5 protein-coding genes and 1 tRNA gene (1 of these 6 only partly in view) are annotated in these 16,586 nt (G+C 67.5%); 3 read left to right on the top strand and 3 right to left on the bottom strand.

All coding sequences use genetic code 11. The features are described from left to right. Positions 1-2 precede the first annotated feature (2 nt). Positions 3-1,217, top strand: coding sequence for a methyltransferase (locus tag LXT21_RS15790; protein WP_254038959.1), 1,215 nt, complete (start codon positions 3-5; stop codon positions 1,215-1,217). Positions 1,218-1,267: 50 nt separating this feature from the next. Here LXT21_RS15790 and LXT21_RS15785 read toward each other — a convergent pair whose 3' ends face one another. Then, complete coding sequence (locus tag LXT21_RS15785) at positions 1,268-2,290, bottom strand: hypothetical protein (RefSeq protein ID WP_254038958.1); 1,023 nt, start codon at positions 2,288-2,290, stop codon at positions 1,268-1,270. Between the two features lie 461 nt (positions 2,291-2,751). On the opposite strand from LXT21_RS15785, the gene LXT21_RS15780 reads away from it, so the two are divergent. Beyond that, entirely contained in the window at positions 2,752-3,180 is a 429-nt protein-coding gene (locus LXT21_RS15780) for a hypothetical protein (protein WP_254038957.1), read from the top strand. Between the two features lie 189 nt (positions 3,181-3,369). Here the strand turns inward: LXT21_RS15780 and LXT21_RS15775 are convergent. Next, positions 3,370-3,443: transfer RNA gene (locus LXT21_RS15775), tRNA-Arg, on the bottom strand. A gap of 545 nt (positions 3,444-3,988) precedes the next feature. On the opposite strand from LXT21_RS15775, the gene LXT21_RS15770 reads away from it, so the two are divergent. After that, positions 3,989-4,984 (top strand): peptidylprolyl isomerase, encoded by a 996-nt coding sequence (locus LXT21_RS15770; RefSeq protein WP_254038956.1) that lies wholly within the window; start codon positions 3,989-3,991, stop codon positions 4,982-4,984. Between the two features lie 63 nt (positions 4,985-5,047). Here the strand turns inward: LXT21_RS15770 and LXT21_RS15765 are convergent, their stop codons facing one another. Further along, on the bottom strand, positions 5,048-16,586 hold the 3' portion of the coding sequence (locus LXT21_RS15765; RefSeq protein WP_254038955.1) for an Ig-like domain-containing protein. It continues 18,065 nt past the right edge of the window; 11,539 of the gene's 29,604 nt are visible here — the last part of the coding sequence; its start codon lies beyond the right edge, outside the window; it ends in the stop codon at positions 5,048-5,050.

The raw sequence follows: 16,586 nt of genomic DNA, 5'->3' as shown, positions 1-16,586 counted from the left end.
CCATGGACTTCCCGGCGCGGCTCGAGGCGCTCACGCACCAACTCCGCCCCTGGTCCTCGCTCTGGTCCCGCTCCGTCCTCCAGGGCTGGCCCGAGTCCGGCGCCGCCTATCCCGAGGATTGGCTCGCCTACGCCCGGTCACTCGATGAAGCAGGCGAGCGACGACTGGACCAGGGAATACTCGTGGGCGAGCCGCCTCCGTCCCTGGGCACGCTCCTGAGCGCACTTCAGGAGCTGACGTCGCTTCCCTGGCACGAGGGCCGGCATGCACTGACGGTCGCGGAGACGCAGGGGCTCAGCGACAAGAAAACGCACGAGCTCGAGCGGGTGCTCGCCCTGCTCGGACCGAGAACGCGCTTCATCCAACAGGCGGTCGATATCGGAGGCGGCATGGGACACCTCGCCCGACTCTGTGCGCGGACGTTCGGGTGGAGATTCCACAGCATCGATCGAGACACTGCATTGCAGGACAAGGGGCGACGTTGGCTGACGAGGACCCGTTCGCCCGCCACGGACACCCTGAGCTTCATCCATGCCGCCGTCGAGGACGGACTCCAACCGCAGATCGATCCGCTCTTCTGCGGTCCGGACCGGGCCTCCATCGGCCTGCACACGTGCGGGCCTCTCGCCCTCACGCAAATCCGCAAGAGCCAGGGGGCGGGCTTCGTCCTGAACATCGGCTGCTGTTACGACAAGCTCGAGGTCCCCAGGGACTACCCCGTCTCCCGCGTCGGGCGCGCGCATCCCCTGCCCTTCACGCCGCATGCCCTGGCACTGACCACGCGGGGGAGGCCACAGAAGACCGAAGCGGAGTTCGCGCGGATGAAGCGGGTGTACGCGTGGCGATTCGCGTTCCATCTCCTCTCGAAGCGACAGTTTCCCGAGCGAGCTTTCGTCAGGGCCGGGGACGCGCCTCGGGCGCTCTATGACGGCCCCTTCGCCCTCTACGCGCTCGACCGCATGGAACGACTGGGGCTCGACTCCGGAATGACGGAGGGCGAACTGAATGCCTTCGAGGTCTCCGTTCGCGCCGAGACACGGGACCTCTTGCTCTGTCATTTGCTGAGGGACCGCTTCGCGAGGGCGTTGGAGGTCGTTCTCCTGATCGATCGGGCGATGCTCCTGGAAGAGGTGGGCTTCGAGGTCGAACTCCTCCAGCTCTTCGAGCCGAACCTGTCTCCGCGAAACCTCGCGCTCATCGCATCACGGAGCGCTTGAGTGCATCCCCGACAGGGCGATCCATGTGCCTGAGGCTTCCACCCCGTTCGTCAGAAGCTGACTTTCACGATCGGAAGATGCTCGTGCAGACGATTCATGATGGCCAGGATGCGATCCACATGCTCGTCTGCGCGTCCCGATGGCGGCGCGAATCGATCGAGCCAGAAGCGCACGCTCTTGCCCTTGCATGAGATGCCCGAGTGACGCCAAGGCGGTCCTCCACGTCCGGGTGGATACTGCGCGGCCCAGAGATCCAGGAACGCGTCGACAATCTCGAGGTGCTCCTCATCGGGCGTCGATGCGAATTTGATTTCAACGGAGAGCTCGCCATTCGTCTCCATCTCGTACGGGAGCCGCTCCACCAGAGCGTGGTACCCCGAGAGCTTGAACGGACACGACGGCGGATCTGGAATCGGCGTTGATGCGTCGATGACCGGGGCATCGGCGCTGGGGTCGTCGATATCGTCGTCGTCGACGATGACCGTGCGCAAGCGCTGACGAACGAGTACCCCGTCTCGAAGAAAGTACCGATATCCGCTCTCCGGACGCACGGCGCTCTCGAATACGACCTCGCCTTCGTCTTCGTACTCGCCCAGCGTGATCCGGCGACGCCGTTCGATCTGGAGCTTCGCGCCGGGACCGTAGGTGAACCATTTGCGCTCGGTGATCACCACGACGTGCACATGCGCTTCGTCGTCGAGGAAGCCCAGCGGCTCGATGGTCTCGACGGGCTCCTGCAGTGGGTCGACCGTTCGCAGTGCAGGATACACAGTGGTCGTTTGCACGAACCACGCGCGCGCGACGCGGTGCCGCTCGAGAAACGCGTGGAGGTCTCGCGTGCGTGTCGCGTGCTCCACGTCCAGATGAGGCAGCCAGCCGCCAGTGCCGAACCAGCGTCGCCGCTCGTCGATCGGGCGCTCCAATCCCCAGGCAGAGGCACGGACGAACCCGAGTTCCCGCATCTCGCGCAGGAGCTCGCTGCGCTGATACGCCGTGAGCGGGCGCTCGCATTCGAACAAGAACAACCCCACCGCGTTTGGAGCAGCAGCAGGAGCAAAACCGGAGATCATCATCAGGGTCCGCCGGACAGATGTTGCTCAGCGCTCGGAAACTTGAGCGCGCGCGTCTTACAGCCCCAGCGACCGCGCCTTCAATACGAAAACCGATGACGGACGGACGCGGAGGCGAAGAGGCACGCAACAAAGTGTGCTCCCTTGTCGCCGTACGACGGGGTGCTACTGGCGGGCGCAGCCCCAGGTGCCAGCCGACGTGGCGAAACTTCTCGCCGGCCGAGGTCCGCGCGCTTCCGTCTCGCGGCTTGATTGACCACGTCGTGCGGGGAGCGAACCGTCACAAACACATCCATCCCCGAAGACACATCGCCGTCGTTCTCCAGACAAAGTCCTTCAGGCCATCCGCAACAAACCACTTCGCATCAACACACGCCGCCACCAGATTTGCCTCACACACCGCAACCGCGTAGGAGGCAAGACTCTTCTGGATTTCGCATCACCGCCACATGTCTGGAGTTTTCATGCATCATCAATTCGCCCCCTGGATGGTCGCCTCACTGCTCACACTGGCCTCGACAGCAAGGGCATCTCCGCCTGGTGAAGCCGCTCCCCCTTCGGCTCCAATCCTCAGCTACGAAGCCTCGTATCTGGATGCACAGCCCCGAGAGTTCTCGCTGGCCCCCGTCTCAGGCGCCGCCATCCGATACGACGGATGGAGCAACGTCCGCGGAGTCGCTCGCTTCACATTCTGGTGGCCCGTCATCCGCCGAGGATCGCTCGTCTTCATCTCTGCGAGCGAAGTCGACAATTCGGGCAATCGTTTCGTTGGGCTTGCACCTTTCACCGTCCTGAACATCGCACCCAAGGATGGGTATGTGGAATTCCTAGTCAACGTCGACTGGGGCTCTTCACTGAGGATCTCGACGGACTTCCTGGTCATCAATCCTTAGCGCCCATCTCGGAATGAAAGAAGTCAGCCCTCCTGCTGCGTTCTGACAGCAGGAGGGCAGGCGCATGGGGACTGCCCGAGCCGGAAGCGAGCGCCGGTCCCAACGCCACATGGACGCCACGCCGGGAGCAACTTCATCACCACGGCCCCCTCCACTCCAAAAGCCGCTGGAGTTCCGGGGGTTGCAGAGTGACCCCGACAGGAATCGAACCTGTGGCCTGCGGTTTAGGAAACCGCCGCTCTATCCAACTGAGCTACGGGGTCGTGGCAACAAACGCCTGAAACAACGACGCTTTCTAGCAAGAGCCCCGGGGTACCTCAAGCGCAACGTACGGCATCCGCGCCCCCCTCCTGGCCCCTCGCCCGACTGCCCAGGCCCTCCGGATTCGAGCAAATTCCGTCAAATCCACACCCAGTACGCTCCTACTGGACCCTACGTGCTGTTTCGCGGCCCCGCCACCCGACGTCCGTCCACACGGCGACAGAAGTGGCATCTCCCAGCACCTCGCTCCGGCCACTCCCCGTCTCATGGGTCTCCGTCCAGGAACCCCACCCCGAATCATTCCAGGGGTCGAATGTCCTTCCATCGACCTCCCGCGAAGTCGTGGCACTCATCGCCGTCACCACCCTCGTGGGCTGTGGTGTCGATGCGGTCCTTCCCCCGCTGAAAAGGAATGGAATCAGCGCGTCCTCAGCGCTCACCACGGCCCGCTGGGAGACCACCGAGTCCATGAGAGACAGCCGTCACAGCACGTTCATGCGATTCGCGCCTCGACCCCTCTTGGATGTACGATTCAGCACCACTTCCCATGCACACGCGCTCCATCCGAACCCGAGTCCTCTCCGCCGCCCTCGCCGTCGTCGCGCTCTCCGCCTGCGAGGGTGGAGGCGCGGGCCCCGCGAAGCAGGAGCCCAAGGACTCGAGCCCCGTCGTCGCGGTCATCAATGACCGCAACCTGACCGCCAACGAGGTGAAGGCGAAGCTGGACGAGCAGCCGCTCTTCGTTCGCAGCCGCTACGCCACGCTCGAGAAGAAGAAGGAGTTCGTCGACAACCTCGTGCGGTTCGAGCTGCTGGTGCAGGAGGCCCGACGTCAGGGGTTGCAGGACGACCCCGAGATCAAGGCGACGGTGGAGAAGGTGATGGTGCAGAAGCTGCTACGCAAGCAGCAGGAGGCCGCCGCCGGCAAGATCGACGAGCCGGAGCTGCGCAAGTACTTCGAGGAGCACCAGTCTGAGTTCGTCCGGCCCGAGCGCGTGCGGGTCAGCCACATCTACTTGGAGGCCCCGCAGGCCGATGCGGCCAAGCGCGCCCAGGCGCGCACCGCGGCGACGAAGCTGCTGGCGGACCTGAAGGGCAAGGAGGCGGGCCCCACCAAGAGCGCCTTCGAGCTGGCCGCGTCCGAGCAGTCACAGGACCCCGTGTCCAAGTCCTCGGGTGGGGACCTGGGCTTCCGCAGCCGAGAGGAGCTGACGCAGAACTGGGGCACCGCGCTGGCGGAGGCTGCCTTCGGGTTGAAGACTCCGGCGGACATCGGCCAGGTGGTGGAGACGGAGAAGGGCTTCCACCTGGTGAAGCTGCAGAGCCGTCAGCTGGGCATGGACCTGACCTTCGAGCAAGCGCGTCCGCGCATCGAGGCGCGCCTCATGGGCGAGCGCCGCTCCAAGGCCATGGAGGGCTTCATCGATGGCCTGAAGACGAAGGCGAAGATCGAAGTGAAGGACGCCGCGCTCGAGCAGGTGAAGATCGAAGGCGCGGACACCAAGGCCGCCGAGCCCGCGACGGCTCCGACGGCGCAGCCGTAGACTTCGACGGAGGTCCTCCGAGCCGGCGCACGACTCGCGCCGGCTCGTGAGCCCCGATACAACTCACTGTCGCCGGATGTGGAGCTGGATGCTTCCAGCGTCCTCCGTCGTCAGTCCATCCACGACGATGATGATGGCCTCATCCGCCTGCAGGTCGACGTCGACTCTCGTCGGATAATCGCTCCTCGCCGGAGTGCCGTCACACACCAGGACCTGCTCGGGGCGACAGGTCGGCGGATACACCGCGAGCACCGTACCGATGCTCGAGCCCGCAGTGTCCACCTGGTAGGTGCCCGCCTCCGGTGCCACCCAGCGGAACACCTTCTCAGGTCCCGTGTATTCATAGCCGCACCCGCCATGTTCGATACGGCTCGCCCCTGACGTGTTCGCGGTCGCCCAGATGGGCAGCGGGCCGGTCAACAGCACCTCCTCGACCCCCTGACAGTTGGCGGACTCCGTCGTCCCCGATGCGGACACACAGTCCGAATCCTGGGGGAAGTCCACCTGTCCATCCCCATCGTTGTCGATTCCATCCGAGCAGACCGGAGGCACCAACGGGTCCCGCTCGTCCGCATCCATCAAGGACTCGCACCCTGGCTCCGCCGGGAAGTCGACCACCCCGTCACCGTCATCATCCAGGCCATTCCCACACTGGAACGGCATGTCCACGGTCAAGACGAAGTCCGTGGCGACGCTGGCCTCGACAGTGGCCACGACATGCTCGTTCGCCGCCAGGACGACGACCCTCTCGGTCGAACGGGTCTCATCGGTGAGCTGGCACATGCCGATGGAAGCACCTCGACAGGTGTCCTCACGCAGCGCGAGGTACGCGGACTGGACGCTCTCGATCCGGAATCGGTAGGCCCCGGGAATCGGGGCGACGAAGTCGTAGGCATTGACGTGTGGACTGAACGAGGACGTACAGCGGCGCACGGGTCCACCCGACCTGGAGGTCCTTCCCGAGACCACCAACGGCGCCGAAGGAAGGCCCGCCGCAGGGAGGACCGCACCGCAATACAACTCGTCGTCGTCCGCGGCGCTCATACAGGACGGATCGGCTGTGGGATCTCCCGCCGGACCATAATCGATCCGCTGGTCCTTCAAGCCGTCCGGCTCGTTGTCCAATCCATCGCCACACGCCGGGACCTGGGCGGGATCCGTCTCGTCGTCGTCCTCCGGGCTCGAGCATCCAGGGTCGAAGGGGAAGTCGGTCAGACCGTCCCCATCGTCATCGATGAAATCGGAGCAACGAGGCAGGCGGCACTGGAACTCCGTCAAGGACGGCACGCCTCCTGGCCCACTCCGAGGGAAGCATTGCTGCCTGTCGCCACAACGGAACCACGGTTGCCACGGCGCGCAGGGGGCATCCTCATCCAGGAGCCCGCTGACCTCGACCTGCCCCGTACCACTGCCCTCGACGACGACATACGCAGGGCCCATCTGGTCGACACGCAACGAAGCCACGAGTCCACCACTCCCACCCACGGAACGCGCCCGGCACACCGCATCCCGAGTGGAGAGGGCGCAAACGTTCCTGAGCGAGAGGCCATGGACTTGCGCATCTCCGTTCACGGAGAGGTAGCCCGGACCCGGCATCTGGACGCCGAGGACACGGTCTCCCCACTGCACGCCTGGGGCTGAACAGACAAGGTGTTCATCGTCCTGGGCTTCGTCGAAGTCCAGCGTGAGGACAGCCCGCTCCGCGCTCTCCTCCATCACTGACATCAAGTCCAGCGGCTCCGCGCAGGTCTCACCGTCTCCACCCTCGGAGTCCCCAGCCGCGCTCGAGCACCCTGGATCCTCGGGCCAGTCCGTTCTCCCATCACCATCGTTGTCGATCTGATCCGAGCACGCGGGCAGCGGAACCGGGTCGGTCTCGTCGTCATCGTCCGGGGAGTCACAGCCGGGATCGTTCGGATAGTCCGCGACGTCGTCACCATCGTCGTTGTTCAACCCGTCGTTGCACTGGTGCGCCACGCAACGGTGTTCCGGCGCCCCCGTGGCCCCCACGTCCTGGCAGGATCCCAGGGAACAAGTGAACGCCTCCGACGACGGAACACACAACGCCCCGAGCCCCAATGCCGCGCGGGAGATCTTCACGCCCTCGAAGGAGCCCATCCTCGGGATGAAGATCTTCGCGTTCCTCGAGAGCGGTCCCGTCCGCAACTCGTAGCTGTCCACACGACAACTGACGGAACCGACCACGGGCGCGCACCCGTCTGCCATGTCCTGGACGAACAGGTAGGGCAGCGTGTTCCCAGCCGTGGACTCGAGCACGAGGCTCTCGATCGGGCCATCGAACGGCAGCGAGTGCCACGACCCGAAGCCCCAGATTTCGCCACGACCACAAGGACTCGTGAAGGTCGGGTTCACCTGGACGCTCGTCGGACGGAAGTCCACGCCCGCGGGCATCGGGACCGCCGCGGCACAGGACGCGCCTGCCCCCGCGGCCACGACCGGCATCGCTGTGGAGAAGGCGCTCCCCGACAAGCCGAGTGTGTCTGTCGCCGTCGCCTCGAACACCAGGGAGCCCGGGGCCGAGGGCGTGTACATGCCGGTCAACGACACGCCGAACGAAGGAACCTCGCTTGGCCCTGTCTGCGCGAACGTGCTCCCATTGGCCACCAGGCGCATCGAGGAGAGCGCCTTCTCGTCGAAGGCCTTCGCGTCGACACGCATGGGCGAGCCAACGACACCGTAGCTGGGCCACGGCTTCACCTCGAGCACGGGAGCCCCGTTCGACGTCACGGTGTAGCGATGCGTCGAGTGCGTCACCCGGCCTCCTGTATCCGTCGCGAGGACGCTGACGTCGAGCGAGCCTTCGGAGAGGTCCAGGACGCCCAGCGTTCCCTCGCACTCATCAGGCGATGCACACGTCACCGTCCCCTGGACGGAGCGGCCATCCGGCAGGGTCGCGGTCATCGTCATGCCCGCCATTCCCGACACATCGTGGGCCAAGGCGATGATCTCCACCGGGTACCCGACCACCAGCCGGGTCGCGTGAGGCCACGAGCCCGCGTAGTGCTGGACCCCCGGCGCCAGGTCTTCCTGGAGGAAGACCTGGTAGTACCGCCGCACCTCATGACCTGACCTGTCTGTCGCCAAGGCCATCAGCACCAACTCATTGCGCCCCATCAACCGAGGGTCCGCGAGCAGCGGTAGCGTGAACGACGATTCGAGCGCCCCGCCCTGGACCTGCGTGATGAGCTCGGGAGCCGACCCGCCCTCGATGCGCAGTCGGTCGACATACGTCGCGCCGTAGATGGCCCAGACGCTCACCTTGTCCAGGTCGTCATCCATGTCGAGCGCCGAGATCTGGATGGAGACCGTGCTCCCCTCCATCTCTCCCGACACCAGGAACGAGTCGATGGTCGGAATGGCCACCAGCGGCATCACGACATAGCGCAGCTCCCCCGTGTCCAAGCGCTGACCCAGCGAATCCTCGGCGACGACCCGCAGAGACACGGCGTCACCCGGCCGCTTCGAGGACAGCTCCAACACATGGTCGAGCGTGTTCTCGCTGTCTCCCCACGGTTGGTGGTTGCTCGCCACGACGGCCCCGTCGACATAGAGCCGCAGCACGTTGGGCCCGTCATCCACCACGCTCAGGTGGATGGGGTTCTTCCGAGGAGCGGCGAACAAGCGCTCCGGCAACCCACGCAGGTCATGAGGAATGCCCGCGGTCTGCTGACCCAGGAGTTCCAACGACTGGCGCACCGAGTGTCCCGCGCTGTCGATGACATCCACATGCAGCGACACCCAGCCCAGGCTCTGTGGCGGCATGCGGACCGAGGAGGAATACCGGCCCACCTGCCCCGGCATGGGCGTGAGCATGCCCAGGAAGGCATCCTCCACGCTCGTGCTCACCGTGTACGGGGGATGTCCTCCCTGGACCATGGCCACGACCTCGAAAGGCGCTCCTGAATAGAAGGAGTTCCCGCCCGAGGGGGCGGCGATGGACGCCCAGAGGGGCTCCGAAACAGGCGGCGTGCCCGTGAGCACCCTCCGGCTCCCGGAGACACCCGTGACGCCCGCGCCCCCGTGGGCCCGGGCCTGGAGCACCCACTGCGTCCCCGGAGCCGAACCCGCGGGCACTCGCCACTGACCTCGGGAAACTCCCGGCTCCAACCGAGACCAGGCGGCCCCGTTCACCAGGAGGTCGACATCGTCCACGTTGACGCCAGAGGACCGCGCCTCGAAGGTGACGACCTCGCCAGGCATCGCGACGGTTTGATCGCCAGGCAGGGACAGCTCCACGACGGGCGCCGGCATGATGATGGAGGGCGCGGAGAAGACGCTCACCCCGGCCGAGCCCCTCGCCACCACGACACTCTCCCCCACCAGGACGGCATCCTGTGCACCCGGAGCCTCCAGTCGCACCAGGAGCACGGGCTGGGGCGGCTCCACGTTCCAGAACTGCACGTCCTCCTCCGTCGTAACGAGCGCGAGGCGGCCGCTCATCCGGATGCGCCGGACCGGGGACTGCGTGCTCAGGGAGCCTCGTTCGACCAAGGCTCCGGCGACATTCAACGTGAAAACCCGCACCCCGGTGGTTCCACCCGCGAGCAGGAGCTCTCCCTCCATTGCCACGGCCTGAACCGCCTGGTCAGTGAGACTGGCGCGACGGAACAGCGCACCCGTCCTGTCCAACTCGACGACGCCGAGGCCCGCGGCACCACGCGCGACCACCGCGCGACGCCCGTCTCCAGCGACATCCAATACCGGCCCCTGCAAATCGAGCGTCCTGGGCATCAGGACAGCCGGCAGCTCGGCGGTCGAGACACTCCCGCCCCCCACGGCCCACAGCCGTCCGGACCGGACCTGGAAGCGCTCCACACTGCCCAGCGCCGCCAGTCGCGCGTCACGGCTCCCATCCGCCACATACACCCCGTCCGTCGCCCGCTGCGTCAGCACGCCCAGGGTGCTCGCATCGAGGAGGAAGAGATCCGCGTCCAGCCCCTCCACCTGCCGCACCCCGGAGCGTGCCGACACCGTGAGCTGACGCAACGGCCGGAACGGCAGCCCCACGTCCACCAGGGGGGCGCCCGCCAGCCCCGCGGCCGCGATGACGCCTCGCCGCGCGGGCGTCAGCCCCACCACCGCGTCGGTCGTCTCCCACGCCCCTTGCGCCGCGTTCACAGGGCCCTCGGAGAGATTCACCAGGGACTTCAACGCGAGCCCCTCCTCCGTGGCCGCCATCAGCACGCCTCCCGACACGCGCAGCGCGCGCGCCGCGAGGGACTCTCGGGCCACCACCCGCAGCGCGTGGGGCTCGCGGAGGTCCACCACCCGCAGGACGCCATCGTCTCCCGCCACGTACGCCCGCCCACCACTCGCCACCACGGCGGTCGCGCGGCTGCCCAGACCGATGAAGCCCTGGGCCGTGAGGCTCGAAGCCCCGAGCGTGCCGACCTGGATTCCCTCCTCCGTGCCCACCACCACCGTGTTTCCGTCGACATCCACGACGAGCGGCACACCCGCGAACAGTGCGGACGGGGCGGCCTCGTAGCTGGGTGGAGGAGTCACGCTCACGCGGGCCGCGAAGAGCGTCGAGTTGTTCGCATAGAACAACCGCTCTCCTGTCACCGCGAGCAGCGGTCCCGTGGACAGCCGGGTCATGTAAGGGACCAGGCCCGGAGACGCGGGATTCGACACGTCCAGCTCGAGCACCGCCGACTGATCCTCGGCCACGAAGACGCGGCTGGAGGCCTTGAGTGACGTGATGTCCTGGGACGGCGCCCAGCCCACGACCCGAGGCATCTCGGGACGGGTGACATCCACCACGAACACCCGGCCATCCTGGAGCGTGACGAGCACCTGCTGGCCGATGACCGCAAGCTCCTTGGGGGTACCGCCATCGACGCGGACTGCCCCCAACGGCGTCACGAACACGCTGGCTCCGGCATGAAGCAGCCGTCCCAGGGAGACGCCCGTTTCCGTCGCCACGGCCACCAGTTCTCCGAGCACCGCCACGTCCTTCGCACCCGCGAAGATTCCGCCATGAACGCGGGTCTCAGGAGCCGCGATGGGGCCACTCACCTCGCGCTCCTGGAACCTCTGCGTCAGGTTGCCTCGAGCGTCCACCGCCCAGGCCTCGACGCGAAGCACGCTCCCCAGTGGCGTCTCCGGAGGGATGACGTAGCTCACGGAGTTCACTCCCGTGGCGACGACAGCTCCGCCCAACCTCACACGCAGACCGGAGTCAGGGGTGACACGGGCCTCGTCCGTTGCCCGCATCGTCGCCGCGAGCGTGGAGCCCGCCACGACCACGGCTCCTGGAGGATCCACCTCGAACTCGACGATGTTCGGTCCCGTGGTGTCCTCCACCACCTCGGCCTCGACCGACGCGTTCGAGTGAAGACCCTGGCCATCGACCAGACGGACTTCGATTCGCACCGGCGCGCTCGCCACCCCTTCCGGCAGCTCCGGCATCCGGAGGATGGCCCGAGTCTCAGGCGATGCGAGCACCACCTGCTCCACGAGCGGCTGTCCCACCATTCCGACCGAGAAGCTCAACGTGAAGTCGGAGAAAGGAGCTGGCCCCGTGAAGCTCGCCCGGACGCCCACGGCCTCTCCCTCGACCATCTGCGCGGGCACCGCCGAGAGGGAGAACAGGGGCCCTGACGGCTCGACGGCCGGCAGGATGAACACCACGGAAGGCGTGGAGATGGCCACCTGCGTCCCGTCGGTCGCGACGGCCTCGAGCGTCACGGCTCGACCGAACTCCTCGGTGATACCGAGCACCGGGACGGACAGCACCGCCCGGAGCGAAGGCGCGTTCACGGTGACCGTGTCGAGCACCGTCCCGCCATCGCGCAACGTCACGGTGACCGCCCTCACCCGTGCCGGGTCGACGAACACGGGCACGACCTCCATCATCGTGCCCTCGAGCACATGCGACTCGGAACGGAGCGCCACGAACTCGGGCCCCGCCTCCGGCGCCGTCAACGTCACCGTGTCCTCGGCGGAAACAGTGTTGCCCGCGAGGTCGTGCACCCTCAGCTCCAGGTGCGCCGTGGCCCCTGTCAGAGGCAGATCCACCGCGACGGGCACCCGTCCATCCAGCACCTCGACGGTCCGCCCATTCACCTTCAACTCCGCCACATACGAATTGAAGGCGTCCGCGCCGTCCTGCACCGCCGCCGTCAACGCGAGCCGACGCCCCCTGGCGCCCGACTCCGGCGCCACCAGGGATACGACCGGCATGCCAGGTCCACGGCCAAGCGGCAGTCGCGCGACAGTGTTCCCATCGGCTGCGTAGAGCTCAGCCGGCCCCGCGGCGGCAGCACCCATCAGCGCCGGGAAGTCGCCCACACTCGCTGGATAGGCGCGCCCCTGAACAGGGCGGGACTTCACGTCATGGACCTTCAGGCCTTGCTCCGTCCCCACGACGAGCCACGGTCCCAGGACCGTTGCCGAGAGCGGCGTTCCGTACAACTCCGCTCGCGACGCGCCCATCGCGTAGAAACTTCCCTGGACCACCTCCTGGTAGCAGTGGACGAAGCCGACTCCGCTGTTGTCGCCCACCACACACGCCTGGTCCTCGGCCGACGCCACGACCCACGTCACATCGCGGACCTCGATGGCGGCCCCCCGCTTCGGCGCATAGGGCACGGAGAGGTCCACGGCCGTCAACACGTCGCCAGCGAGCACCCAGGCCTGCTTCCCATACACCGAGACGGACTGGACCTCGGGCCCGGGCAGGCGTCCCAGGAGCTCGCCATCCGCGGACCGCACCTCCAGTCCTTCCTCGGAGCCCACCAGCACCCAGGCGCCCCGGGCCGAAGCCAGGGCCGTGGGAGGACGCCGCAGGGGGACCGTGGTGACGAGCAGGTCTGGGACAGAGAGCAGCTCGATGGCCCCCTCGCCTCCTCGCTTCAACGCGACCGCGAGTCGCTCCTCCACGAACGCCAGCCCCACCGCGCGCCCCTTCAACTTCCGTGTGGCCAGCACCTCCAAGGCACCCCGCCCGCGCAACTCGACGATGGACTCTCCCGTCGAGTCATCGCGGACCACGGCCCAGACATCGCTCCGCGCCGCAACCCCGACCACCGGCGCCGCGGACTCGGGCTTCACGCTGGCAGCTTCCCGCGCGAAGACATTCAGCACCCCCTGACGGGTCGCCGAGAACGACTGTCCGGTCCCCGGCAAGGGCTCCACCACCGCGAGCACGGGAGCGGACTCGCCGCCCAAGGGCAACGGGAAGCGGCCGTCCGCCGCCGGAGCAAGGGGCACTCCTGCCACCCGCACCGAAGCGGTGGTCGCCAGCGCCATGAGCGTGTCATCCACGTGGAGGCTGGACCCACCCAGCCAGACAGGGCCATCGGGCCTCGTCGCGACCCGCAGGTCGGGTGAGGGCACGGCCGAGTCGTCGGTCACCCAGAAGTGCTGCACCACGGGCTCCGAGTTCCGCCCCTCCAGGTCCGTCGCCATCGCGTGGACCGGGATGCGGTATGGCTGGGTCCCCACGAGCGGTGGAATCTTGAACGCATGGCGCCAGGGCGCATGCGTCAGCGTCACGCGCTGGGCTTCGAGGCCGAGCGTGACGGAAGCCACCCCCGCCGGAGCGACGACCTCCACGGCAACATCCACCATCTTTCCTTCGACCAGGGAGTCCTCGTTCCGCGGCGAGAGGAGGCTCACGTAGGGCTTCCCAGCACCTTGCGCCGCCGGGACGACCGTCACATCCAGTTGAGCCTCGCCCTCGTTCCCTCGCCCATCTCGGGCGGCGACCCGGAGCTTGACCTGCGTGTCTTCCTGGACCGACGGAGCCACCCACCGCACGGGCTGCGGCAGCCCTTGGAAGGCCGCAATCTCCCGGGACGTCCCATTCCCATCCTTCTGGTGGAAGGTCGTGGTCGCCACTCGCGTGTCATCCGCGACGGAGACCCGGAGGTCCATCGCGGAGCCCGAATAGACCCTCGCCCCCTGCGCGGGCATGTGCCACGCGACGGTCGGCCGGGTGACATCGCGCTCCACCGTCACCTGAAGCAGCGCGGGAGACGAGCTCTGCCCGCGTGAATCAATCGCCACGGCCACGAGTTCATGCGTCTCGGACACGTCGCCGGACAAGGTCAGCGTGAGTGTCTCATCCAGAAGCTCCTCCCGCTTCGCGGTGATGGGGACGCGCCGCAACGGCACGCCATCCATGCTCAGCTCGATGGCGCGCAGTTCCTCGGCGTCCTCGGCACGCAGTTGCAGGGTCAGCGACGTCCCCTCCGTTTGACGGACGCTCGCGAGCGCCGGCTGCGTGAAGCGCACGGACGGCAGGCGGTCGTTGGACAGGCTCACCGTCGCCGAGCTCAGGCCCACGTTGCCACTTCCATCCGTCGCCCGTGCCAGCAGCGAGGACGTCCCCCCTGCCGGAACGAAGCGCCACACATGCCGGAACTCGTGGGTCGCCGCGTTCGAGACCGACAGCGGAACCCCGTCCACGAAGAACTCGACCTTCGCCACGCTCCTGCTGTCGTCCGTCACCTTCACGACGAACGCGTACTCCGTCCCCACGCCCAGCACCGCGTTGTCCACGGCCTCGGCCCTTCCCACGAAGGCGAGCGACACCGTGGGTGATACGGTGTCCTGCACCGTGAAGACATGGGACAGCGGCCCGGAGCGGACATTGCCCTCCAGGTCATGGACGTTCGCGAGTGTCAGTCGATAGGTGCTGGCCGACGGAAGGGCCGGCGAGCCAGTCGGACGCGTGAACGACACCGTCGCTCCAGAGACGCTCAGGGCCCCGGGCATCACGACGCCCGTCGCCAACGCGGTCAGGGTGGCGGTGGTCGGTGCCTCGCCACCCGTCCCCAGACTCACGGGCTCATCGAATGTGGCGCTGAAGACCTTCTCTTCCGCGGCGACAGCGCCGGCGGGCGAAAACACCGGCTGCGCGGTCGGTGCCTTCACGTCTCCACGGCGAAGCGCCTGAGGCAACGACACACTCCCGCCGGACTGTGTGGCGAACAGCGGCACCCAGCCTTCGGCCCCCGGGGGCACGAGCACGTCCACGCGACCGGGTGTGACGTTCCGCGACTGCGCTGGCGCACCGTGCTCCGTGAAGCGAACCTCGATGCCTCGCGTGAAGCCCGTGCCCAGCAGCGACACCCATTGTCCCGCGAGGTCGATCTTCGACGGAACGACTTCGGAGACGCTCAACGGAGCGGTGTAGACGAATCCTCCCGCCACCTCGGCACTCCCCGCCCCTGTCACGACGCGGACGCGGACGGGCCCCGCATACGGGGTGGGCGGAGCCACCACTCGCAACTCGGAGGACGACGCTTCGTGCGTCGGGTCGTCCACCGCCAGCGAGGCGCCGAAGTACACCTGTGTCCCTGGAGTGAAGCCTGTCCCGGACAATGTCACCACGGTCCCGCCCGCGGTCGGACCATGGTCCGGACTGAGCAGGCCGACCGAGACATCCGGCGCCTGTGCTCCACCTCGAACATCGAACGTCCAGGGACCGCGGAGGTATCCCCCCACGAAGGACGTCGGCTCCAATCCGACCCGCGCCGTATAGACGCGACCCGCCACCAACGTATCGCGCGGCTGGAAGCGCACGGACGCACCCGACCGCGTGATGGCCGAGGCCGGGACCTCGGTCTCTCCGTCCAGCAGCCCGAGCGTCGAGCGGGCCGCCACGGAGAGCGGGAGCTCACTCGCCACCGCCACCACCACGGGTGCCCCCTGCATCAACTCGCCCCCTGGCTTCGGGGAGGTTCGGGCGACCGTCGGGTACGGCAACGTGTCGAAGAGCTGGGTCCGCGCGACCTGGCTCACCAGCGCGAACCCATCTCCCACCAGCGCCTTCGGCGAAACCCTGGCGCCATGCGTGAAGAAGGTCCGCTCCGCGAATGCCGTCGAGGCAGTGGTGTCGATCCATGAGGCACGCTCGGTCCCCACGGCGAGGAGCCAGGGCCCCGACAACGCCAGCGAGCGAGGCACCGCGCCGCTCCCGCCGGGTGCGGTCCAGGAGCCAAGGCGCCTCGGCAGCACCGGGTCCGTCACGTCCACCAGGTGTGCGGATGCTCCCGCCGATACGGCGATTCGGCTGCCATCCACCACCAGGTCATGCGCCGCCCCCGCGAGGTTCTGCACCTGGCTCAGGGGGCGCAGCGCGCCGTCCTCGAGGCTCAGGAGATCGAGCCGAGACATCTGCTGCTCCTCCAGGAGGAGCGCGAGCGTCGAGCCCACCACGCCGAGGCCGGCGATGCGCGCGGGAACCAGCGAGTGCTGGGCGACCACCCTCAGTCGCTCCTGTGCTTGCCCGGGTTCGCGCAGCGTCGCGAGCATCACCAACTCGCCTCCGCCCGCGGCGACGACCGTCGTCGCACCTGGGGTCGCCGCCACGGAGGACAGGGACTGCCCGGACACCAACGGTACGCGGTCGACCTCCATCGGGAGACAACCCACCCCAGGGCCACTGCCACAAGCCCCCAGGTCGTAACGCACCACCTCCCGCTCACCGAGCAGGACGGCATGTGTTCCCGCGACGCTCAACGCGGTCGCGTTCCCCACGCCAGGGACCCGTCCCAGCTCCAGCTTGTTACCCGAGGCTGACAGGTCGATGGCGACCAGCTCGTTCTCTTGAACCTGGAGCAACGTGTCG

This window comes from Myxococcus guangdongensis (genome assembly GCF_024198255.1).
Taxonomy (GTDB): Bacteria; Myxococcota; Myxococcia; order Myxococcales; family Myxococcaceae; genus Myxococcus; species Myxococcus guangdongensis.
The sequence above is the reverse complement of the archived record's forward strand: the minus strand, read 5'-3'. Positions and strand labels throughout refer to the sequence as shown.

Coding starts and splice junctions, on each gene's coding strand:
- LXT21_RS15790 (WP_254038959.1), top strand. CDS start 3: ATGGACTTCCCGGCGCGGCTCGAGGCGCTCACGCACCAACTCCGCCCC.
- LXT21_RS15785 (WP_254038958.1), bottom strand. CDS start 2,290: ATGATGATCTCCGGTTTTGCTCCTGCTGCTGCTCCAAACGCGGTGGGG.
- LXT21_RS15780 (WP_254038957.1), top strand. CDS start 2,752: ATGCATCATCAATTCGCCCCCTGGATGGTCGCCTCACTGCTCACACTG.
- LXT21_RS15770 (WP_254038956.1), top strand. CDS start 3,989: ATGCACACGCGCTCCATCCGAACCCGAGTCCTCTCCGCCGCCCTCGCC.